Here is a 17,597-nt window from a genome sequence, read left to right on the forward strand (position 1 = left end):
ACCACCTCGACACGACCACCCGGGGGTCCCGCACCGTGCGCAAGCTGTCCGTACTCCTCCTGGCCGGCGCCCTGCTGCTGAGCGGCGCCCCCGCGGCCCACGCCGCGGACAACGGCAGCTGGTCGGTCTACCCGGCCACCGCACAGGCCGGTCAGCGCCCGTACTTCTACCTCTCCGCCGACCCCGGCGCCACGCTCGACGACCGGGTCACCGTCACCAACAAGACGGACCGGCCGCAGACCTTCCGGCTGTACGCCGCCGACGCCTACAACACCCCGCGCGACGGGGGCTTCGCCGTCCGGGCCCAGAACGAGAAACAGCGCTCGGTCGGCGCCTGGGCGAAGACCGACCGCGACCGGATCACGGTTCGGCCGCACGGCTCGGTCACCGTGCCGGTCACCATCACCGTCCCCGAGGACGCCGAGCCGGGCGACCACCCCGGCGCGCTCGTCGCCCTCGACGAACGCATCGACCCCGCCGACGCGTCAGCCGTCGCCGTCGGCATCCGCAAGGCGGTCGGCGCCCGGATCTATCTGCGGGTGAACGGACCGACCATGCCCGCGCTCTCCGTCGACGACGTGAAGGTCGAGCACACCCAGCCACTGGTCCCGGGCACCGGGAAGAGCCGGGCCGTGATCTCGTACACGCTCCACAACCGGGGCAACGTCACCCTCAACCCCAAGGTCGCCCTCAAGGCCGAGGGCCTCTTCGGCCGCACCCTGCTCGCCCGCGACCTGAAGAGGATTCCCTCCGAACTGCTGCCCCGCCAGCAGGTCCGGCTGACCGAACAGTGGGCGGACGCGCCCCAGCTGGAGTGGGGCGAGATCGAGGTGACCGCGAGCGCCCGCGACACCCGCGAGTCCGCCGCCGTCGGGTACTTCGCCCTGCCCTGGCTGGTGGCCGGGGTCCTGCTGATGATCGTCGGCACAGGCGCGGGACTGTGGATCCGGGCCCGTCGGAGCCGTGCCGGCACGGCTCGGGACGACGCGCGACAGGCCCCGTCGCGCCCCTTGGTACGGCGGGGCCGCCAGGATCGGGGACAATGGGCGCCATGAGCGTTCGACCTGACACAGAAGCCGCTGCACAGCAGACTGCGAACAACGCCCCCCACCGGGCCGGCTTCGCCTGCTTCGTGGGCCGCCCCAACGCGGGCAAGTCCACCCTCACGAACGCTCTGGTCGGCCAGAAGGTGGCGATCACCTCCAACCGGCCGCAGACCACCCGGCACACCGTGCGCGGCATCGTGCACCGCGAGGACGCGCAGCTGATCCTGGTCGACACCCCGGGCCTCCACAAGCCGCGCACCCTGCTCGGCGAGCGTCTCAACGACGTCGTGCGCACCACGTGGGCCGAGGTCGACGTGATCGGCTTCTGCCTGCCGGCCGACCAGAAGCTGGGCCCCGGCGACAAGTACATCGTCAAGGAACTCGCGGGCATCAAGAAGACCCCGAAGATCGCTGTCATCACCAAGACCGACCTGGTCGACTCCAAGCAGCTCGCCGAACAGCTGCTCGCTGTCTCCCGCCTCGGCGAGGAGCTCGGTTTCGAGTGGGCCGAGATCATCCCGGTCTCCGCGGTGAAGGACAAGCAGGTGGACCTGCTGGCCGACCTGATCGCCCCCCTGCTGCCCCAGAGCCCGCCGCTCTACCCGGAGGGCGACCTCACCGACGAGCCCGAGATGGTCATGGTCGCGGAGCTGATCCGCGAGGCCGCGCTGGAAGGCGTACGGGACGAGCTGCCGCACTCCATCGCGGTCGTCGTCGAGGAGATGCTGCCGCGCGAGGACCGCCCCGCGGACAAGCCGCTGCTCGACATCCACGCCAACGTCTACATCGAGCGTCCCAGCCAGAAGGGCATCATCATCGGCCCGAAGGGCAAGCGGCTGAAGGACGTCGGCACGAAGTCGCGCAAGCACATCGAGGCGCTGCTCGGCACGCCGGTCTTCCTGGACCTGCACGTGAAGGTGGCCAAGGACTGGCAGCGCGATCCGAAGCAGCTGCGCAAGCTCGGGTTCTGACCCGGGTCGGGCACACGCCCGGGCTCCGGCAGCAGGACGGGGACATACGGGGGTTCCGGCTGCGGCTCGGGCACACGCCGGGGTTCCGGCCGCGGGTCGGGGACACGCCGAGGGTCCGGCCGCGGCTCGGGCACATGAGGGCGTTCCGGCCGAGGCTCGGGGGCACGCGGGCGTTCCGGCCGCGGCTCAAGCACACACCGGCGTTCCGGCCGCGGGTCGGGGACACGCCGGGGCTCCGGCCCGCGGCTCGGGGACATGCGGGGGTGTTCGCCGCGGTTCAGGCGCGCGCCCGTCTCACGCGCCCTCCTTCAGGACGCGTGAGATCAGTGCGCGCTGGGCGTCGGTCAGCCGGGGGTCCGCGCAGTGGACGGTCCGGTCATCGACCGTGATCCGGTACCGGAAACCGTCCGGGACGCCGCGGGGCGGGGTGTCGTGACCCGAGACGAGCGCCGAGCGGGCCAGCGCCTCCCACTCCGCGGCGTCGGCCCGACCGGCGGTGTCGACCTCGCCTTGGCGTGCGATGCCGGCGAAGCCGCCGGTCCTGCTGACCTGAATCCGCATGCGGTGTCCTCCATCGCCGGACGGGCCGGGAAATGTCCTACGCGGTCGGTACGCCCACCTCCGACCATGCCTTCAGGACGGCCTCCGCCTCGTCGCCCTCTCCGAAGCGGCTGCGGGCCGCGGCCACGGTCAGCCGGGCGAAGGACGCGAAGTCCGCGTCCACGGCCAGTCGACCACCTGTGAGCACATCGAACCAGAGCTGCCCGGCGCGTTCCCACGCGTTCCCGCCGAGGGCCGTCGCCAGCAGACAGAACGCCCGGTTCGGGATGCCGGAATTGAGATGCACTCCTCCGTTGTCCTCGCTGGTGTGGATGTAGTCCTCCATCGACGCGGGCTGCGGGTCCTTGCCGAGCACGTCGTCGTCGTACGCCGTTCCCGGTGCCTTCATCGAGCGCAACGCCTTGCCCTGGACGCCGGGGGCCAGCAGCCCGGCGCCGATCAGCCAGTCTGCCTGGCCGGCGCTCTGGCCCAGCGAGTACTGCTTGACCAGGGAGCCGAAGACGTCGGACATCGATTCGTTGAGCGCGCCGGACTGGCCGTAGTAGCTCAGATTGGCGGTGTACTGGGTCAGGCCGTGCGTCAGCTCGTGGGCGATCACGTCGATCGCGACGGTGAAGTCCAGGAAGATCTCCCCGTCCCCGTCGCCGAAGACCATCTGCTCGCCGTCGAAGAAGGCGTTGTTGTACTTCTCGTCGTAGTGCACGGAACCGATCAGCGGGAGCCCGTTGCCGTCGATCGAACGGCGGCCGTACGCCTTGAGCAGCAGTTCGAAGGTGGCGCCGAGTCCCGCGTACGCGCGGTTGACGCTCGCGTCCTTCGTCGGCTCCTGGCCTTCGGCGCGGACCTTGGTGCCGGGCAGCCGGGTGCGGTGACGGCAGTCGTACAGCGTCCGGTCGGGCTTGTCGGACGCCTCTGCGTCGGCCGCGGGGGCGGCGGGCACGGTGACGACGGTGGCCATCTGGCGGCGGGTGCGGCGGGCGGCGTCGCTCTCCAGGGTGCGACGGGCGGGGCCCGCGAGGTCGGGGTTGTCGGACTGCGACAGCTTGTCGAGGACATGGGGCGGCACGATGGTGCAGAAGACGGGGCGGAACCCGTGCTGAGACTGAGGCTGCATACAACCGACTGTGGCACCGGGTAACCGACATGTCACTGGTTGCGACCAGGATTGACGAAATGGAGTGATCGATCACTCTTGGGCGTTTCCGGCGCCCGGTCCCGCATACTGATACGGGACGGACGCCTCAGGCGCCTCTCGGCTAGTCTCGTCGCATCATGCGTTTCGGGCTGCTTCTCCTTAGCTGCCGCGGCGAGGGCCTGTAGTCGTAGGCCGACCCCCTCCCCGCGGAGTCTGGTGCTGCAGCGACACAGTCGGCCGTCCCATTGGTTGGACCACCGAGGAGCCGTACGCCATGACCGCCGCAAATCCCGCCCGGACCTCTGCCGAGACCGCTGTCGGCCGCCCCACGCCGATCACCAACGCCACTCAGCTGCAGAAGCCGTCCGGGATGCCGATCCACAAGTACGGCCGGTACGAGGCCGTCGAGATCCCCGACCGCACCTGGCCGGACAACCGGATCACCGTCGCGCCCCGCTGGCTGTCCACCGATCTGCGCGACGGCAACCAGGCCCTGATCGACCCGATGTCGCCGGCCCGCAAGCGCGAGATGTTCGACCTGCTCGTACGCATGGGCTACAAGGAGATCGAGGTCGGGTTCCCGTCCTCCGGCGAGACCGACTTCGCGTTCGTCCGCTCCATCATCGAAGAGGGCGCGATCCCCGAGGACGTGACGATCTCCGTCCTGACGCAGGCCCGTGAGGACCTGATCGAGCGGACCGTCGAGTCCGTCGTCGGCGCCCACCGCGCGACCGTGCACCTGTACAACGCGACGGCGCCCACCTTCCGCCGGGTCGTCTTCCGCGGCTCGAAGGACGAGATCAAGCAGATCGCCGTGGACGGCACCCGGCTGGTCATGGAGTACGCGGAGAAGCTGCTGGGCCCGGAGACGATCTTCGGCTACCAGTACAGCCCCGAGATCTTCACCGACACCGAGCTGGACTTCGCCCTGGAGGTCTGCGAGGCGGTCTGTGACGTCTGGCAGCCGGAGGAGGGCCGCGAGATCATCCTCAACCTGCCCGCCACCGTGGAGCGTTCGACCCCCTCCACGCACGCGGACCGGTTCGAGTGGATGTCGCGCAACCTGTCGCGCCGCGAGTTCGTCTGCCTGTCGGTCCACCCGCACAACGACCGCGGCACCGCCGTCGCCGCCGCCGAACTGGCCATCATGGCCGGTGCGGACCGGATCGAGGGCTGCCTGTTCGGCCAGGGCGAGCGCACCGGCAACGTCGACCTGGTCACGCTGGGCATGAACCTGTTCTCGCAGGGCGTCGACCCGCAGATCGACTTCTCGCAGATCGACGAGATCCGCCGCACCAGCGAGTACTGCAACCAGATGGAGGTCCACCCGCGCCACCCCTACGCGGGCGACCTGGTCTACACCGCCTTCTCCGGCTCCCACCAGGACGCCATCAAGAAGGGCTTCGACGCCATGGAGGCCGACGCGGCCGCCCAGGGCAGGACGGTCGACGAGATCGAGTGGGCGGTGCCGTACCTGCCGATCGACCCGAAGGACGTCGGCCGCAGTTACGAGGCCGTCATCCGCGTCAACTCGCAGTCCGGCAAGGGCGGAATCGCCTACGTCCTGAAGAACGACCACAAGCTGGACCTGCCGCGCCGGATGCAGATCGAGTTCTCCCGGATCATTCAGGCCAAGACCGACGCCGAGGGCGGCGAGGTCACGCCGACGCAGATCTGGTCCACGTTCCGGGACGAGTACCTGCCCAACCCGGACAACGCCTGGGGGCGCGTACAGATCCGCTCCGGTCAGACCACGACCGGCTCCGACGGCCAGGACACGATCACCGTCGAGGCGACCGTGGACGGTACGGACACCGTGCTGACCGGTACCGGGAACGGACCGATCTCCGCGTTCTTCGAAGCGCTGCAGGCCATCGGCATCGATGCCCGTCTGCTGGACTACACCGAGCACACCATGAGCGAGGGTGCCAGCTCCCAGGCCGCCTCGTACATCGAGTGCGCGATCGACGGCAGGGTCCTGTGGGGCATCGGCATCGACGCCAACACCACGCGTGCCTCGCTGAAGGCGGTCGTCTCCGCCGTCAACCGCGCCACCCGCTGACCCGGCGCCCGGAAGGGCATGGAGCCGCACGGCCGAGGACCCCGTCCACCCGCATCCAGGGGGCGGGGTTCGGCCATCTCCGGCGGTTGTGACGATCGAGGTGCTGACGCCACATCGTGACTGTGGTTAACATCACGTCGACACGGCAATGTTGCCGGAGTGTTACGGAGGTGTGCGACGTGCGGTCAGCCCTGGGACAACGCGCCATGAAGCTGCGTATCTGCGGCATCCGCACCATCTGGGACACCGTCGGTGACGGGGAGTTCTTCTGCCCCGGCTGCGGCGGCGACCGCAACTACCGTCGGCTCACCGGCCGTCGCCGTTTCGCGGTGCTCGGCGTGCCGATGCTGCGGCGCGGCACCACGGGACCCGTCGTCGAATGCGCCGCCTGCCGGGACCGGTTCGACACCGATGTGCTGGACCACCCCACCACCACCCGCTTCTCCACGATGCTCCGGGACGCCGTCCACACGGTCGCGCTCGGCGTCCTTGCGGCCGGCGGCACCGCCTCCCGCACGGCACTGGAGGCCGCGGCCGCCCTCGTGCGCGACGCCGGATTCGACGACTGCACGGAGGAACAGCTCTCCACCGTCGTCGAGGTCCTCTCCGCCGACATCGGCCACGGCGCCGCCTTCGACCCGGCGGCCGAGGCCTGCGGCGCGGCCCTCGCCATCGAACTGCACGAGGCACTGGAACCCCTCGCCCCGCATCTGGCCCCCGCCGGGCGCGAATCGATCCTGCTGCAGGGGGCCAGGATCGCGCTCGCCGACGGCCCGTACGGGGCGGCGGAGCGCGAGGTGCTGACCATGGTCGGCGGGGCGCTGCAGCTCTGCGCCGAGGACACCGCCCGACTGCTCGCGGCGGCTGCGCGCACCCCCTCCTGAACGGCCCCGTCCGCACCGGGCGGGTACTCCCGCGGGAGTAATCGGGCCCGCGGGCCCACTGCGGCAGTAGCCGCGAACTCGGCCCCGGGCGCGACGTATCGGGCGCTTTTCGCCAGGAGTCTGGACAGGAACCAGACACCCGGCGGAAGGGGGCCCGTCATGAGGGCCGCAGTGGAATCGAGCGGTACGCGTTCACGGCCGCGCAACCGGCGGCGCGTGCTGCCCTGGGCGGTCCTCGCCCTCTGGGTCGCCGCGATCGCGCTCGCCGGCCCACTGGCGGGCAAGCTCGGCGGTGTACAGACCAACCGCGCCGTCGACTACCTCCCGGCGAGCGCCGACTCCACCCAGGTGGCGAGGATCCAGGACGAGCTGCCCGGCGGCGAGGCCACCGAACTCGTCCTCGTCTACCACCGCGACGGCGGACTGACCGCCGCGGACCGGGCCCTGGCCGCCGCGCAGACCGCCGAGATCGCCCGCGGCCACGCACTCACCGGGACGCCACGCCCCGTGCCGTCCGAGGACGGCACGACCCTGATGTACCCGGTCTCCACCACCGAGCCGGGACAGGACGACGACGCCAGAACCGCCTTCGTCGACGAGGTGCGCGCGGTCGCCGAGGGCGGCGGCGGACTGAGCGTGGACGTCGGCGGCCCGGGAGCGCTCGATGTCGACGCGAAGAAGGTCTACGGATCCGTCGGCGGCCCGCTGCTCTACACGACCGTCGCCGTCGTCGCGATCCTGCTGATCCTCATCTACCGCAGCCCGATGCTGTGGTTGGTGCCGCTCGTCGTCGCGGGGGTCGCCGACATGCTGTCCATGGCCGTCGTGTACGGACTTCACCAGGGCTTCGACATCACCGTCACCAGCCAGAGCTCCGCAGTGATGACCATCCTCGTCTTCGGCGCGGGCACCGACTACGCGCTGCTGCTCGTCTCCCGGTACCGGGAGGAGCTGAGCCGCTTCGAGAGGCCGTACGACGCGATGACGGCCGCCCTGCGGGGCTGCGGGCCCGCGATCGGCGCCTCCTCCGGAACCGTCGCCGCCGGCATGCTGTGCCTGCTCGCCGCCGATCTCACCAGCAGCAGGGGCATGGGCCCCATCGCGGCCGTCGGGGTGCTCTGCGCGCTGCTCGCCATGACGACGCTGCTGCCGGCGCTGCTGGTGCTGCTCGGTCGCCGGCTGTTCTGGCCGCTCGTTCCCACGTACGGCGGTGTGCCCTGGCAGCGCGGTGCGCTCTTCGCCGCGATGGGTGGCTCGGCCGGGCGCAGGCCGGTGACCGTGCTCGCCTGCGGGGGAGTGCTGCTGGGCGCGCTGGCACTCGGTGCGTTCAACCTGCCCGGCGATCTCAAACAGGAGGACTCCTTCACCAGCAAGCCGGACTCGATCGCGGCGATGGGGACCCTCGCCGCCGCCTACCCCGGCCGCTCCACCCAGCCGATCGACGTGATCACCCCCACCGAACGGGCCGGGGCGACTTTGGCGAAGGTCCGTGCCACCGAGGGCGTCGCAGCCGTCGAACGCGGTCGCAGCGGCGGCGGCTGGACCGAACTGTCCGTGGTCGCCACCGACCGGCCCGAGTCCGCAGGGGAGCGGGTGACCATCGAGGCCCTGCGCGACTCCCTGGACGGCAGCCACGTCGGCGGGCCCAGCGCCCAGCAGATGGACGCGGAGACGGCCAACGCCCGGGACCTCAGGACCGTCGTCCCGCTCGTCCTGATCTCCGTCCTGCTGATCCTGATCGCGCTGCTGCGCAGCCTCGTCGCTCCACTGCTACTGGCCGCCGCCGTCGTCGCGGTGTGGGGCGCCTCGCTCGGTATCGGCGGACTCGTCTTCGAACCGCTCCTCGGAATGAAGGGCACCGACCCCGGGCTGCCGCTGCTGTCCTTCGTCTTCCTGGTGGCACTCGGCGTGGACTACGGCATCTTCCTGATGCACCGGGTCCGCGAGGAGGCCCTCTCCGGCACCGCACCGACAGCCGCCGCACTCACCGCACTGCGCACCACGGGCGGGGTGATCGCCTCGGCGGGCCTGGTGCTCGCGGCCACCTTCACGGTCCTGCTGAACATGCCGATCGTGAGCCTGGTCCAGATGGGCTTCGTCGTCGCCGTCGGCGTACTCCTCGACACCTTCCTCGTCCGCACCTACCTGGTCACCTCGGCGAGCGTGGCACTCCAGCGGAAGATCTGGTGGCCCGGCGCACTCAGCCGGACCCGCGCCGCACCGGACGGCCCGCGCGAACCCGAACTCCTCACAACCGTCTGACGATTCACCCACCCGTACCGGAGGATGGCAGCGTGTCCCGAACCACGCGCCGACGCGAACGCATCATGGCCGTCGTCAACCGCGACCCCATGGAAGCGCCGCACAAGACGCGCACCGACGCCCTCGTAGCCGGGGGCGCCGGTGCGCTCTCCGTCGTGCTCGCCCTTCTCACCGCCCCCGCGCGGTCGCCCGACGCGCTCGGCTGGACGCTGCTGCTCGCGAGCGCGGTGCCGCTCGTGTGGCGGCGGCGCAACCCGCTGCTCGCACTGCTCGCCATGATCCCGCTCCTCGCCCCGTACCACGCGCTCGACAACGCGCACACGGCGCCGATACCGCAGACCTGGATCATGCTCTACACGGTCGCGGTGACGGGCCGGCCGCTGCGCACGGTACTGACCGGGATCGGCGTCCTGTCCGTCATGCTGACCGTGGTGCTCAGCATCAACGCCCATCAGGGCCTGGAGTTGCTGCGCATCTCCGGCTGGGTCGTCGCCGTGCTGTTCTGCGGCGTCGACATGCGTGTCTACCGTCAGTACATGGCCTCCGTGCTGGATCGCGCCGAGCGCGCCGAGCGCACCAGGGAGGAGGAGGCCCGGCGGCGGGTCGCCGAGGAACGGCTGCGGATCGCCCGTGATCTGCACGATCTGCTGGCCCACAGCATCACCCTCATCGGCGTGCAGACCTCGGTCGCCTCGCACATCCTGACCGTTGACCCGGACCGGCTCGACCGGAGTGCGATCGCCGCGTCACTGGAGGACATCGCCGACACCTGCCGGGAGGCCAGGGCCGAACTGCGCACCACGCTGGAGGTGCTGCGCGACGTCCGGCCCGACCGCAGCGACCGGGACGAGGCCGAGGGCCCGCTGCCCGACCTGGCGTCGCTGCCCGCTCTCGTACGGGCCGCCGAGGCGGCCGGAGCCCGGGTCGACCTCGCGGTTCGCGAGCCGGCCGGCCGGCTCACCCCGGCGACCGGCGCGGCCGCGTACCGCATCGTGCAGGAGTCGCTGACCAACGCGGTACGCCACGCAGGCACCGGCGTCCGGGTCAGGGTCGCCGTGGCGCCGGACGGCGGCAGCGCGCTGCGGGTCACCGTCACCGACGACGGCGCGGGCCCCCCGAGGGACGGCCCCACCCCCGGCTTCGGCATCGTGGGCATGCGGGAGAGGGCCCGCAGCACGGGCGGCACGCTGGACGCCGGGCCCCGCACCGGAGGAGGCTTCGAGGTCCTGGCTCTGTTGCCGCTACAGGAGAAGGGGACCGCACCGTGATCAGCGTCCTGCTCGCCGACGACCAGACCCTGGTACGGGCGGCCTTCGCGATGCTCGTCGGGTCCGACCGGGAGATGGAGGTCGTCGCCCAGGCGGGCACCGGCCTCGAAGCCGTCGAGCTGACCCGTGCCCACCGGCCCGACCTCGTCGTCATGGACATCCGGATGCCCGATCTCGACGGCATCGAGGCGACCCGCCGCATCGCCGCCGACGAGCGGCTCGCCGGGGTGAAGGTGCTGGTCCTGACCACGTACGACACCGATGAACACGTCGTCGAGGCACTGCGTGCGGGCGCCTCCGGCTTCTTGGTCAAGGACACCAGGCCCGCCGAACTCCTGGCCGCGATCAGGACCGTCGCGGCGGGCGAGTCCCTGCTCTCACCGGGGCCGACCGCCCGGCTCATCGCCCGGGTGCTGAGCAGCCCCCGGACCCCGCCCGCGGGAGCGCCCGGCGGCCCGGACCGCCTGTCCGAACGGGAGCGCCAGGTGCTCTGCCTGGTCGGGCGCGGGCTGAACAACGCGGAGATCGCCGAGACCCTCGGCCTCAGCCCGCTCACCGCGAAGACCCATGTCAGCCGGATCATGGGCAAGGTCGGCGCCCGCGACCGGGCCCAGCTGGTGATCGTCGCGTACGAATCGGGGCTGGTCGTACCGGCCGCGGGCGGGGCGGACGGAAAGTAGTGCTGTGACCGGAAGGGTTTACCGGCTCGCGGCGTCCGGCACGGCACCTCGCCGCGTTGTCGCATCGCCCGCGTGCGTCCGGCACGAGGGCGATCCTCCGCCTTGCGACGCGCCGCACCGGATGCCGCGAGCTTCCCGGCAGACCTTTCCGGCCACAGCACCGGGCGGCCCCGGCCCGGGGGGCGGGCCCGACGAGCCGTTCCGTACCGGACAGCGGGCCCGACGAGCCGTTCCGTACCGGACAATGGACGCATGAGCTTGTTCCGGGACGACGGCGTGGTGCTGCGCACGCAGAAGCTGGGCGAGGCCGACCGGATCATCACGATCCTGACCCGCGGCCACGGCCGGGTGCGGGCCGTCGCCCGCGGCGTGCGGCGTACGAAGTCCAAATTCGGGGCACGGCTGGAACCCTTCTCCCACGTCGACGTGCAGTTCTTCGCCCGGGGCAGCGAACTGATCGGCCGCGGCCTGCCGCTCTGCACCCAGAGCGAGACGATCGCTCCGTACGGCGGCGCCATCGTCACCGACTACGCCCGCTACACCGCGGGCACCGCGATGCTGGAGACCGCCGAGCGGTTCACCGACCACGAGGGCGAGCCCGCGGTCCAGCAGTACCTGCTGCTCGTCGGGGGGCTGCGCACCCTCGCCCGCGGCGAGCACGAGCCGCATCTCATTCTCGACGCCTTCCTGCTGCGGTCGCTCGCCGTCAACGGCTACGCACCCAGCTTCGAGGACTGCGCGAAGTGCGGAATGCCCGGACCGAACCGTTTCTTCTCCGTCGCGGCGGGCGGAGTCATATGCGGCGACTGCCGGGTACCCGGCAGCGTCGTACCCTCGGCTGAGGCCGTCACCCTGTTGAGCGCGCTGCTCACCGGCGACTGGGAGACAGCGGACGCGTGCGAGGCGCGTCATGCCAGGGAGGGGAGCGGACTGGTGTCCGCCTATCTGCACTGGCATCTGGAGCGCGGACTGCGCTCACTGCGGTACGTAGAGAAGTGACACAGGCAGATCAGGCAGAGGGAGCGAGACAGTTCATGGCAGTACGCGGGATGCTCGGCGGCCGTAACCGGCACGACTACAAGACCCCGGAGCCGCACCCCTCCGGAGCCACGCCCCCGAAGATCCCCGGCGAGCTGGTGCCCAAGCACATCGCCGTCGTGATGGACGGCAACGGCCGCTGGGCCAAGGAACGCGGCCTCCCGCGCACCGAGGGCCACAAGGTCGGCGAGGGCGTCGTCATGGACGTCCTCAAGGGCTGCATCGAGATGGGCGTCAAGAACCTCTCGCTGTACGCGTTCTCCACCGAGAACTGGAAGCGGTCCCCTGAGGAAGTGAAGTTCCTGATGAACTTCAACCGGGACGTCATCCGCCGCCGCCGTGACGAGATGGACGAACTGGGCATCCGCATCCGCTGGGTGGGGCGCATGCCCAAGCTGTGGAAGTCCGTCGTCCAGGAGCTCCAGGTCGCCCAGGAGCAGACGAAGGACAACGACAAGATGACGCTGTACTTCTGCGTCAACTACGGCGGCCGGGCCGAGATCGCCGACGCCGCGCAGCGCCTCGCGCAGGACGTCGCGGCCGGGAAGCTGGACCCGTCGAAGGTCAACGAGAAGACGTTCGCGAAGTACATCTACTACCCGGACATGCCGGACGTCGACCTCTTCGTCCGCCCCAGCGGTGAGCAGCGCACGTCCAACTACCTGATCTGGCAGAGCGCCTACGCCGAAATGGTCTTCCAGGACGTGCTCTGGCCGGACTTCGACCGCCGCGACCTGTGGCGGGCCTGCCTGGAGTACGCCCAGCGGGACCGGCGGTTCGGCGGCGCGGTGGAAGCGGCCCAGGAGCCGAAGGGCTGAGGAAGGGGGGTCCGGGGGCGCCGCCCCCGGACCGTCAGCCCTTCGCGCTCGCGCACTCCGCGCAGGTTCCGAAGATCTCCACCGTGTGCGCGACGTTCACATACCCGTGCTGCGCGGCGATCGTCTCCGCCCACTGCTCCACCGCGGGCCCCTCGACCTCCACGGCCTTGCCGCACATCCGGCACACCAGGTGGTGGTGGTGGTCCCCGGTCGAGCAGCGCCGGTACACGGACTCGCCGTCCGTGGTGCGCAGCACATCGACCTCGCCGGCGTCGGCGAGGGACTGAAGGGTGCGGTAGACGGTGGTCAGCCCGACCGAGTCACCGCGGTGCTTGAGCACGTCGTGCAGCTCCTGGGCGCTGCGGAACTCGTCCACCTCGTCGAGCGCCGCCGCCACCGCCGCCCGCTGCCGGGTCGACCGGCCGCGTACCGGGGCCGCGTTCGTTCCACTGATCGGCGCCGTCGCCACAGCAGCCTCCTCGTGTCGCCCGTACCTGTGTCGGGCCATTGTGCCAGCCCGTCCGGGCGTCGCGGTCAAACCCGGAGCTCGTCCGTGGCCGGACGGGAGGCCGGTACCTCAAGAGTGCACTCCCCGGACGCCGCTTCGCTCTGCCGGGCGCGCCTTCTGGCCAGCGGGGTCGCGAGCAGCGTCAGGCCGACGAAGACCACGATGGCCAGCAGCACGATCGTCGCGCCGGGCGGGACGTCCTGGTAGTACGAGGTCACGGTGCCCGCCAGGGTCACCGCCGTACCGATGACGACCGACAGCACGAACGTCAGCTTGAAGGATCTGGAGATCTGCTGCGCCGCCGCGACCGGCACCACCATCAGCGCGCTGACCAGCAGCAGCCCGACGACCCGCATCGCCACGGTGACGGTCACCGCCGCCGTCACGGCGACCAGCAGGTTCAGTGCGCGCACCGGCAGGCCGGTGACCCGGGCGAATTCCTCGTCCTGGCTGACGGCGAAGAGCTGCCTGCGCAGCCCCAGCGTCACCAGCAGCACGAAGGCGGCCAGCAGACAGATCGCGGTGATGTCCTCGGTGGAGACCGTGGACAGGGAGCCGAAGAGGTACGAGGTGAGGTTGGCGTTGGAGCCGGTGTCGGAGAGGTTGATCAGCAGGACACCGCCCGCCATGCCGCCGTAGAACAGCATGGCCAGTGCGATGTCGCCGCGGGTGCGCCCGTACCAGCGGATCAGCTCCATCGCGACGGCGCCGACGACGGCGACCGCCGTGGCCATCCACACCGGGCTGGTGGAGAGCAGGAAGCCGAGGCCGACACCGGTCATCGCGATATGGCCGATGCCGTCGCCCATCAGGGCCTGGCGGCGCTGGACGAGGTAGATGCCGACGGCGGGGGCGATGACGCCGACCAGTACGGCGGCGAGCAGGGCCCGCTGCATGAACGGAGGGTCGAGGAATTCCATGATCAGCTCAGTAGTCCCGTCCGGACGGGCTCGGAGGCCGCGTGGGGGTGTACATGGTCGTGTCCGGGCAGGGCGTGCTGCCCCAGCGCCTTCGGGGGCGGCCCGTCGTGCATCACACAGCCGTCGCGCAGCACGATCGCGCGGTCGATGAGCGGCTCCAGCGGGCCGAGCTCGTGCAGGACGAGCAGCACCGTGGTGCCGGCCGCGACCTGTTCACGGAGCGTCGCCGCGAGGATCTCCTGGCTGGCCAGGTCGACGCCGGCCATCGGCTCGTCCATGATCAGGAGCTCCGGTTCGGCGGCCAGCGCACGGGCTATCAGCACCCTCTGGTGCTGTCCGCCGGAGAGCGCGTCCACCGAGTCCTTGGCCCGGTCGGCGAGGCCGACGAGCTCGATGGCCCGGTCGACGGCCGCCCGGTCGGCCTTGCGCAGCAGCCCGAGCTTCGTACGGGACAGCCGCCCGGAGGAGACGACCTCACGGATCGTGGCGGGGACGCCGCCGGCCGCCGTGGTGCGCTGGGGGACGTAACCGACACGCGCCCAGGTGCGGAAGCGGCGCAGCGAGGTGCCGAACAGCTCGACGGATCCGCCGGTGAGCGGGACCTGGCCGATGACGGAGCGTACGGCGGTCGACTTGCCCGAGCCGTTGGCGCCGAGCAGGGCGACGACCTCGCCGCGGTGGACGGTCAGGTCGATGCCGCGCAGCACCACACGCGCGCCGAGTGCGGCCGTGGCGCCCCGCAGGGCTATGACGGGCTCCGTCGAGGTGCTCCCGGACTCGGGCATGAGTGCCTCCGATACTGCTGTGGCTGGTGTTGCGTGGATCACTTCGCGCCGAGCGCCTTCTGCAGGGCGGCGAGGTTGGACCGCATGACCGCGATGTAGTCAGCGCCCTTGGACTTGTCGGTGATTCCCTCCAGCGGGTCCAGGACGTCGGTCCTCAGCCCGGTGTCCTTGGCGAGGGTCTTCGCGGTCCTGTCGCTGGCGAGCGTCTCGAAGAATACGGTGCTGACCTTGTTCTTCTTCGCGATGGCGTGGATCTCGTTGATCCGGGCGGGGCTGGGCTCGGCCTCGGGGTCGACGCCGGCGATGCCCTCCTGGGTCAGACCGTAGCGCTCGGCGAGGTAGCCGAAGGCGGAGTGGGTGGTGATGAAGGTCTTGGTCGCGGTGTTCTTCAGCCCGTTCGCGTACGCGGTGTTCAGGCCGTCGAGCTTGGTGACCAGCGCGTCCGTGTTCTTGCGGTAGTCCGCGGCGTGGTCCGGGTCGGTCTTCTCCAGCGACTTCCCGACGCCCTCGGCGACCTCGGCGTACTTCACGGGGTCCAGCCAGATGTGGGGGTCGGCTCCGGCCTCGTCACCGTGGTGCTCATGACCGTGTTCGTCGGCTCCGGTCTCGGTGCCGTGGTCCTCCAGCACGGTGAGCTTCGAGGCGTCGACGACGTGCTTCGCGCCGGACTGCTTGATGGCGTCGTCGACGGCGGGCTGGATGCCCTTGAGGTACAGGACGTAGTCGGCGTCACCGAGTCCGCCGATCTGCCGCGGGGTGAGCTCCAGATCGTGCGGCTCGACGCCCGGCTTGGTCAGCGTGGTGACGGAGACGTGCTTCCCGCCGATCTGCTCGGCGAGGAACTGCATCGGATAGAACGAGGCCACCACGTTCAGTTTGCCGCCGTTCTTGTGATCGGCGGCGTTCGAGCCGGAGCAGGCGGTGAGCGCCGTGAGGCCGAGGACGGCTGCTCCGGCGACGGCGGCGGTGGGTATGAGGCGGCGTACGTTCATGACAGTCATTTTCAACAAAAATGGAAACGATTGTCAACAAGCGTGATGAGGTGACCGCGCGACCGTCCGCGCCGATACCGATTTGATCGAAGGGGCGTGCCCGCCGGTAATCTGAAGCATTCGCCCGCCCGTCTCCCCACCACCCCCCACCGAGGCGCTTCGCGCCACCCCTGTCCAATTTCGTCGTCGTAATGAAGAGAGCACCGTGGCCGCCGACAAGATCGACTCCATCGTCAGCCTGAGCAAGCGCCGTGGCTTCGTCTATCCCTGCAGTGAGATCTACGGAGGCCAGAAGGCCGCCTGGGACTACGGGCCGCTGGGCGTCGAGATGAAGGAGAACCTCAAGCGCCAGTGGTGGCGCTACATGGTCACCTCGCGCGAGGACGTGGTCGGTCTCGACTCGTCGGTCATCCTGGCCCCCGAGGTGTGGGTGGCCTCCGGTCACGTCGCCACGTTCACCGACCCGCTGACCGAGTGCACCTCCTGCCACAAGCGCTTCCGCGCCGACCACCTGGAGGAGGCGTACGAGGAGAAGCACGGTCACGCGCCCGTGAACGGCCTGGCCGAGCTCAACTGCCCGAACTGCGGCAACAAGGGCACGTTCACCGAGCCCAAGCAGTTCTCGGGTCTGCTCTCCACCCACCTCGGCCCGACCCAGGACTCCGGCTCGGTCGCCTATCTGCGTCCCGAAACCGCGCAGGGCATCTTCACCAACTTCGGCCAGGTGCAGCAGACCTCGCGCAAGAAGCCGCCGTTCGGCATCGCCCAGATGGGCAAGTCCTTCCGGAACGAGATCACTCCGGGCAACTTCATCTTCCGCACCCGCGAGTTCGAGCAGATGGAGATGGAGTTCTTCGTCAAGCCGGGCGAGGACGAGGAGTGGCAGCAGTACTGGATGGACCAGCGCTGGAACTGGTACACGGACCTGGGCATGCGCGAGGAGAACATGCGCTGGTACGACCACCCGAAGGAGAAGCTCTCCCACTACTCCAAGCGCACCGCGGACATCGAGTACCGCTTCCGCTTCGGCGGCAGTGAGTGGGGCGAGCTGGAGGGTGTCGCCAACCGCACGGACTACGACCTCAAGGCGCACTCCAAGGCCTCGGGCACGGACCTCTCGTTCTTCGACCAGGAGGCCGGCGAGCGCTGGACCCCCTACGTCATCGAGCCGGCGGCCGGTGTCGGCCGCGCGATGCTCGCCTTCCTCCTCGACGCGTACATCGAGGACGAGGCGCCCAACGCCAAGGGCGTCATGGAGAAGCGCACCGTGATGCGTCTCGACCCGCGCCTCGCGCCGGTCAAGGTCGCCGTCCTGCCGCTGTCCCGTAACCCGCAGCTGTCGCCGAAGGCCAAGGGGCTCGCCACCGACCTGCGGAAGAACTGGAACATCGAGTTCGACGACGCGGGTGCCATCGGCCGCCGCTACCGCCGGCAGGACGAGATCGGTACGCCGTTCTGCGTCACCGTCGACTTCGACACGCTCGACGACAACGCGGTCACCGTGCGCGAGCGCGACACCATGAAGCAGGAGCGCGTCTCCCTGGACCAGATCCAGGCCTACCTCGGCGCCCGACTGCTGGGCTGCTGACGCACCACGATTCGACGACGAAGCCCTCGGTTCCCCGTACGGAACCGGGGGCTTCGTTGCACACTGTCCACGCCGAGCG

At 70.3% G+C, this 17,597-nt stretch carries 16 protein-coding genes; 10 read left to right on the top strand and 6 right to left on the bottom strand.

The features are described from left to right. The first annotated feature begins 35 nt into the window (after nucleotides 1–35). The gene (locus ACZ68L_RS10055) at nucleotides 36–1,055 is read left to right on the top strand and encodes a WxL protein peptidoglycan domain-containing protein (protein ID WP_469575892.1); all 1,020 of its coding nucleotides are present in this window, start codon (nucleotides 36–38) and stop codon (nucleotides 1,053–1,055) included. Beyond that, nucleotides 1,043–2,017: a GTPase Era gene (era, locus tag ACZ68L_RS10060; RefSeq protein WP_469575739.1), complete on the top strand. Its 975-nt coding sequence runs from the start codon at nucleotides 1,043–1,045 to the stop codon at nucleotides 2,015–2,017. The genes ACZ68L_RS10055 and era overlap by 13 nt, the downstream gene beginning before the upstream one ends. Nucleotides 2,018–2,311: 294 nt before the next feature. Here era and ACZ68L_RS10065 read toward each other — a convergent pair whose 3' ends face one another. Next, a complete protein-coding gene (locus ACZ68L_RS10065) occupies nucleotides 2,312–2,578 on the bottom strand; it encodes a protealysin inhibitor emfourin (protein WP_469575741.1) in 267 nt (88 codons plus the stop codon). 37 nt (nucleotides 2,579–2,615) lie between these two features. Next, nucleotides 2,616–3,692: a M4 family metallopeptidase gene (locus ACZ68L_RS10070; protein ID WP_469575743.1), complete on the bottom strand. Its 1,077-nt coding sequence runs from the start codon at nucleotides 3,690–3,692 to the stop codon at nucleotides 2,616–2,618. Between the two features lie 295 nt (nucleotides 3,693–3,987). On the opposite strand from ACZ68L_RS10070, the gene leuA reads away from it, so the two are divergent. From leuA to ACZ68L_RS10105, 7 genes are all read left to right on the top strand, one after another. Continuing rightward, nucleotides 3,988–5,775, top strand: coding sequence for a 2-isopropylmalate synthase (leuA, locus tag ACZ68L_RS10075; protein WP_469575745.1), 1,788 nt, complete (start codon nucleotides 3,988–3,990; stop codon nucleotides 5,773–5,775). 206 nt (nucleotides 5,776–5,981) lie between these two features. Next, complete coding sequence (locus ACZ68L_RS10080; RefSeq protein ID WP_469575893.1) at nucleotides 5,982–6,659, top strand: TerB family tellurite resistance protein; 678 nt, start codon at nucleotides 5,982–5,984, stop codon at nucleotides 6,657–6,659. Between the two features lie 159 nt (nucleotides 6,660–6,818). Further along, the gene (locus tag ACZ68L_RS10085) at nucleotides 6,819–8,921 is read left to right on the top strand and encodes an MMPL family transporter (RefSeq protein WP_469575747.1); all 2,103 of its coding nucleotides are present in this window, start codon (nucleotides 6,819–6,821) and stop codon (nucleotides 8,919–8,921) included. A gap of 65 nt (nucleotides 8,922–8,986) precedes the next feature. Further along, nucleotides 8,987–10,189, top strand: coding sequence for a sensor histidine kinase (locus ACZ68L_RS10090; protein ID WP_469575895.1), 1,203 nt, complete (start codon nucleotides 8,987–8,989; stop codon nucleotides 10,187–10,189). Next, nucleotides 10,186–10,869 (top strand): response regulator transcription factor, encoded by a 684-nt coding sequence (locus ACZ68L_RS10095; RefSeq protein ID WP_469575749.1) that lies wholly within the window; start codon nucleotides 10,186–10,188, stop codon nucleotides 10,867–10,869. The genes ACZ68L_RS10090 and ACZ68L_RS10095 overlap by 4 nt, the downstream gene beginning before the upstream one ends. Nucleotides 10,870–11,121: 252 nt before the next feature. After that, a complete protein-coding gene (gene recO / locus ACZ68L_RS10100; RefSeq protein WP_469575751.1) occupies nucleotides 11,122–11,868 on the top strand; it encodes a DNA repair protein RecO in 747 nt (248 codons plus the stop codon). 35 nt (nucleotides 11,869–11,903) lie between these two features. After that, entirely contained in the window at nucleotides 11,904–12,725 is an 822-nt protein-coding gene (locus tag ACZ68L_RS10105) for an isoprenyl transferase (RefSeq protein ID WP_469575752.1), read from the top strand. A gap of 34 nt (nucleotides 12,726–12,759) precedes the next feature. Here the strand turns inward: ACZ68L_RS10105 and ACZ68L_RS10110 are convergent, their stop codons facing one another. From ACZ68L_RS10110 to ACZ68L_RS10125, 4 genes are all read right to left on the bottom strand, one after another. Continuing rightward, a complete protein-coding gene (locus tag ACZ68L_RS10110; RefSeq protein WP_266361624.1) occupies nucleotides 12,760–13,194 on the bottom strand; it encodes a Fur family transcriptional regulator in 435 nt (144 codons plus the stop codon). Nucleotides 13,195–13,259: 65 nt separating this feature from the next. Next, nucleotides 13,260–14,153 (bottom strand): metal ABC transporter permease, encoded by an 894-nt coding sequence (locus ACZ68L_RS10115; RefSeq protein ID WP_469575754.1) that lies wholly within the window; start codon nucleotides 14,151–14,153, stop codon nucleotides 13,260–13,262. 2 nt (nucleotides 14,154–14,155) lie between these two features. Then, nucleotides 14,156–14,938 carry a metal ABC transporter ATP-binding protein gene (locus ACZ68L_RS10120; RefSeq protein ID WP_469575757.1) on the bottom strand — a complete coding sequence of 261 codons (783 nt, stop codon included), beginning with the start codon at nucleotides 14,936–14,938 and terminating at the stop codon, nucleotides 14,156–14,158. Nucleotides 14,939–14,976: 38 nt separating this feature from the next. Further along, the gene (locus ACZ68L_RS10125; protein ID WP_469575758.1) at nucleotides 14,977–15,930 is read right to left on the bottom strand and encodes a metal ABC transporter substrate-binding protein; all 954 of its coding nucleotides are present in this window, start codon (nucleotides 15,928–15,930) and stop codon (nucleotides 14,977–14,979) included. A 205-nt stretch (nucleotides 15,931–16,135) separates the two neighbouring features. On the opposite strand from ACZ68L_RS10125, the gene ACZ68L_RS10130 reads away from it, so the two are divergent. After that, nucleotides 16,136–17,518, top strand: a complete 1,383-nt coding sequence (locus ACZ68L_RS10130) for a glycine--tRNA ligase (RefSeq protein WP_469575760.1) — start codon at nucleotides 16,136–16,138, stop codon at nucleotides 17,516–17,518. Nucleotides 17,519–17,597 lie beyond the last annotated feature (79 nt).

This window comes from Streptomyces sp. NPDC104309, from assembly GCF_055584025.1.

Bases quoted from the DNA above. Each gene is read 5' to 3' on its own strand.
- era (WP_469575739.1), top strand. From the start codon at position 1,043: ATGGGCGCCATGAGCGTTCGACCTGACACAGAAGCCGCTGCACAGCAG.
- ACZ68L_RS10065 (WP_469575741.1), bottom strand. From the start codon at position 2,578: ATGCGGATTCAGGTCAGCAGGACCGGCGGCTTCGCCGGCATCGCACGC.
- ACZ68L_RS10070 (WP_469575743.1), bottom strand. From the start codon at position 3,692: ATGCAGCCTCAGTCTCAGCACGGGTTCCGCCCCGTCTTCTGCACCATC.
- leuA (WP_469575745.1), top strand. From the start codon at position 3,988: ATGACCGCCGCAAATCCCGCCCGGACCTCTGCCGAGACCGCTGTCGGC.
- ACZ68L_RS10080 (WP_469575893.1), top strand. From the start codon at position 5,982: ATGAAGCTGCGTATCTGCGGCATCCGCACCATCTGGGACACCGTCGGT.
- ACZ68L_RS10085 (WP_469575747.1), top strand. From the start codon at position 6,819: ATGAGGGCCGCAGTGGAATCGAGCGGTACGCGTTCACGGCCGCGCAAC.
- ACZ68L_RS10090 (WP_469575895.1), top strand. From the start codon at position 8,987: ATGGCCGTCGTCAACCGCGACCCCATGGAAGCGCCGCACAAGACGCGC.
- recO (WP_469575751.1), top strand. From the start codon at position 11,122: ATGAGCTTGTTCCGGGACGACGGCGTGGTGCTGCGCACGCAGAAGCTG.
- ACZ68L_RS10105 (WP_469575752.1), top strand. From the start codon at position 11,904: ATGGCAGTACGCGGGATGCTCGGCGGCCGTAACCGGCACGACTACAAG.
- ACZ68L_RS10115 (WP_469575754.1), bottom strand. From the start codon at position 14,153: ATGGAATTCCTCGACCCTCCGTTCATGCAGCGGGCCCTGCTCGCCGCC.
- ACZ68L_RS10120 (WP_469575757.1), bottom strand. From the start codon at position 14,938: ATGCCCGAGTCCGGGAGCACCTCGACGGAGCCCGTCATAGCCCTGCGG.
- ACZ68L_RS10125 (WP_469575758.1), bottom strand. From the start codon at position 15,930: ATGAACGTACGCCGCCTCATACCCACCGCCGCCGTCGCCGGAGCAGCC.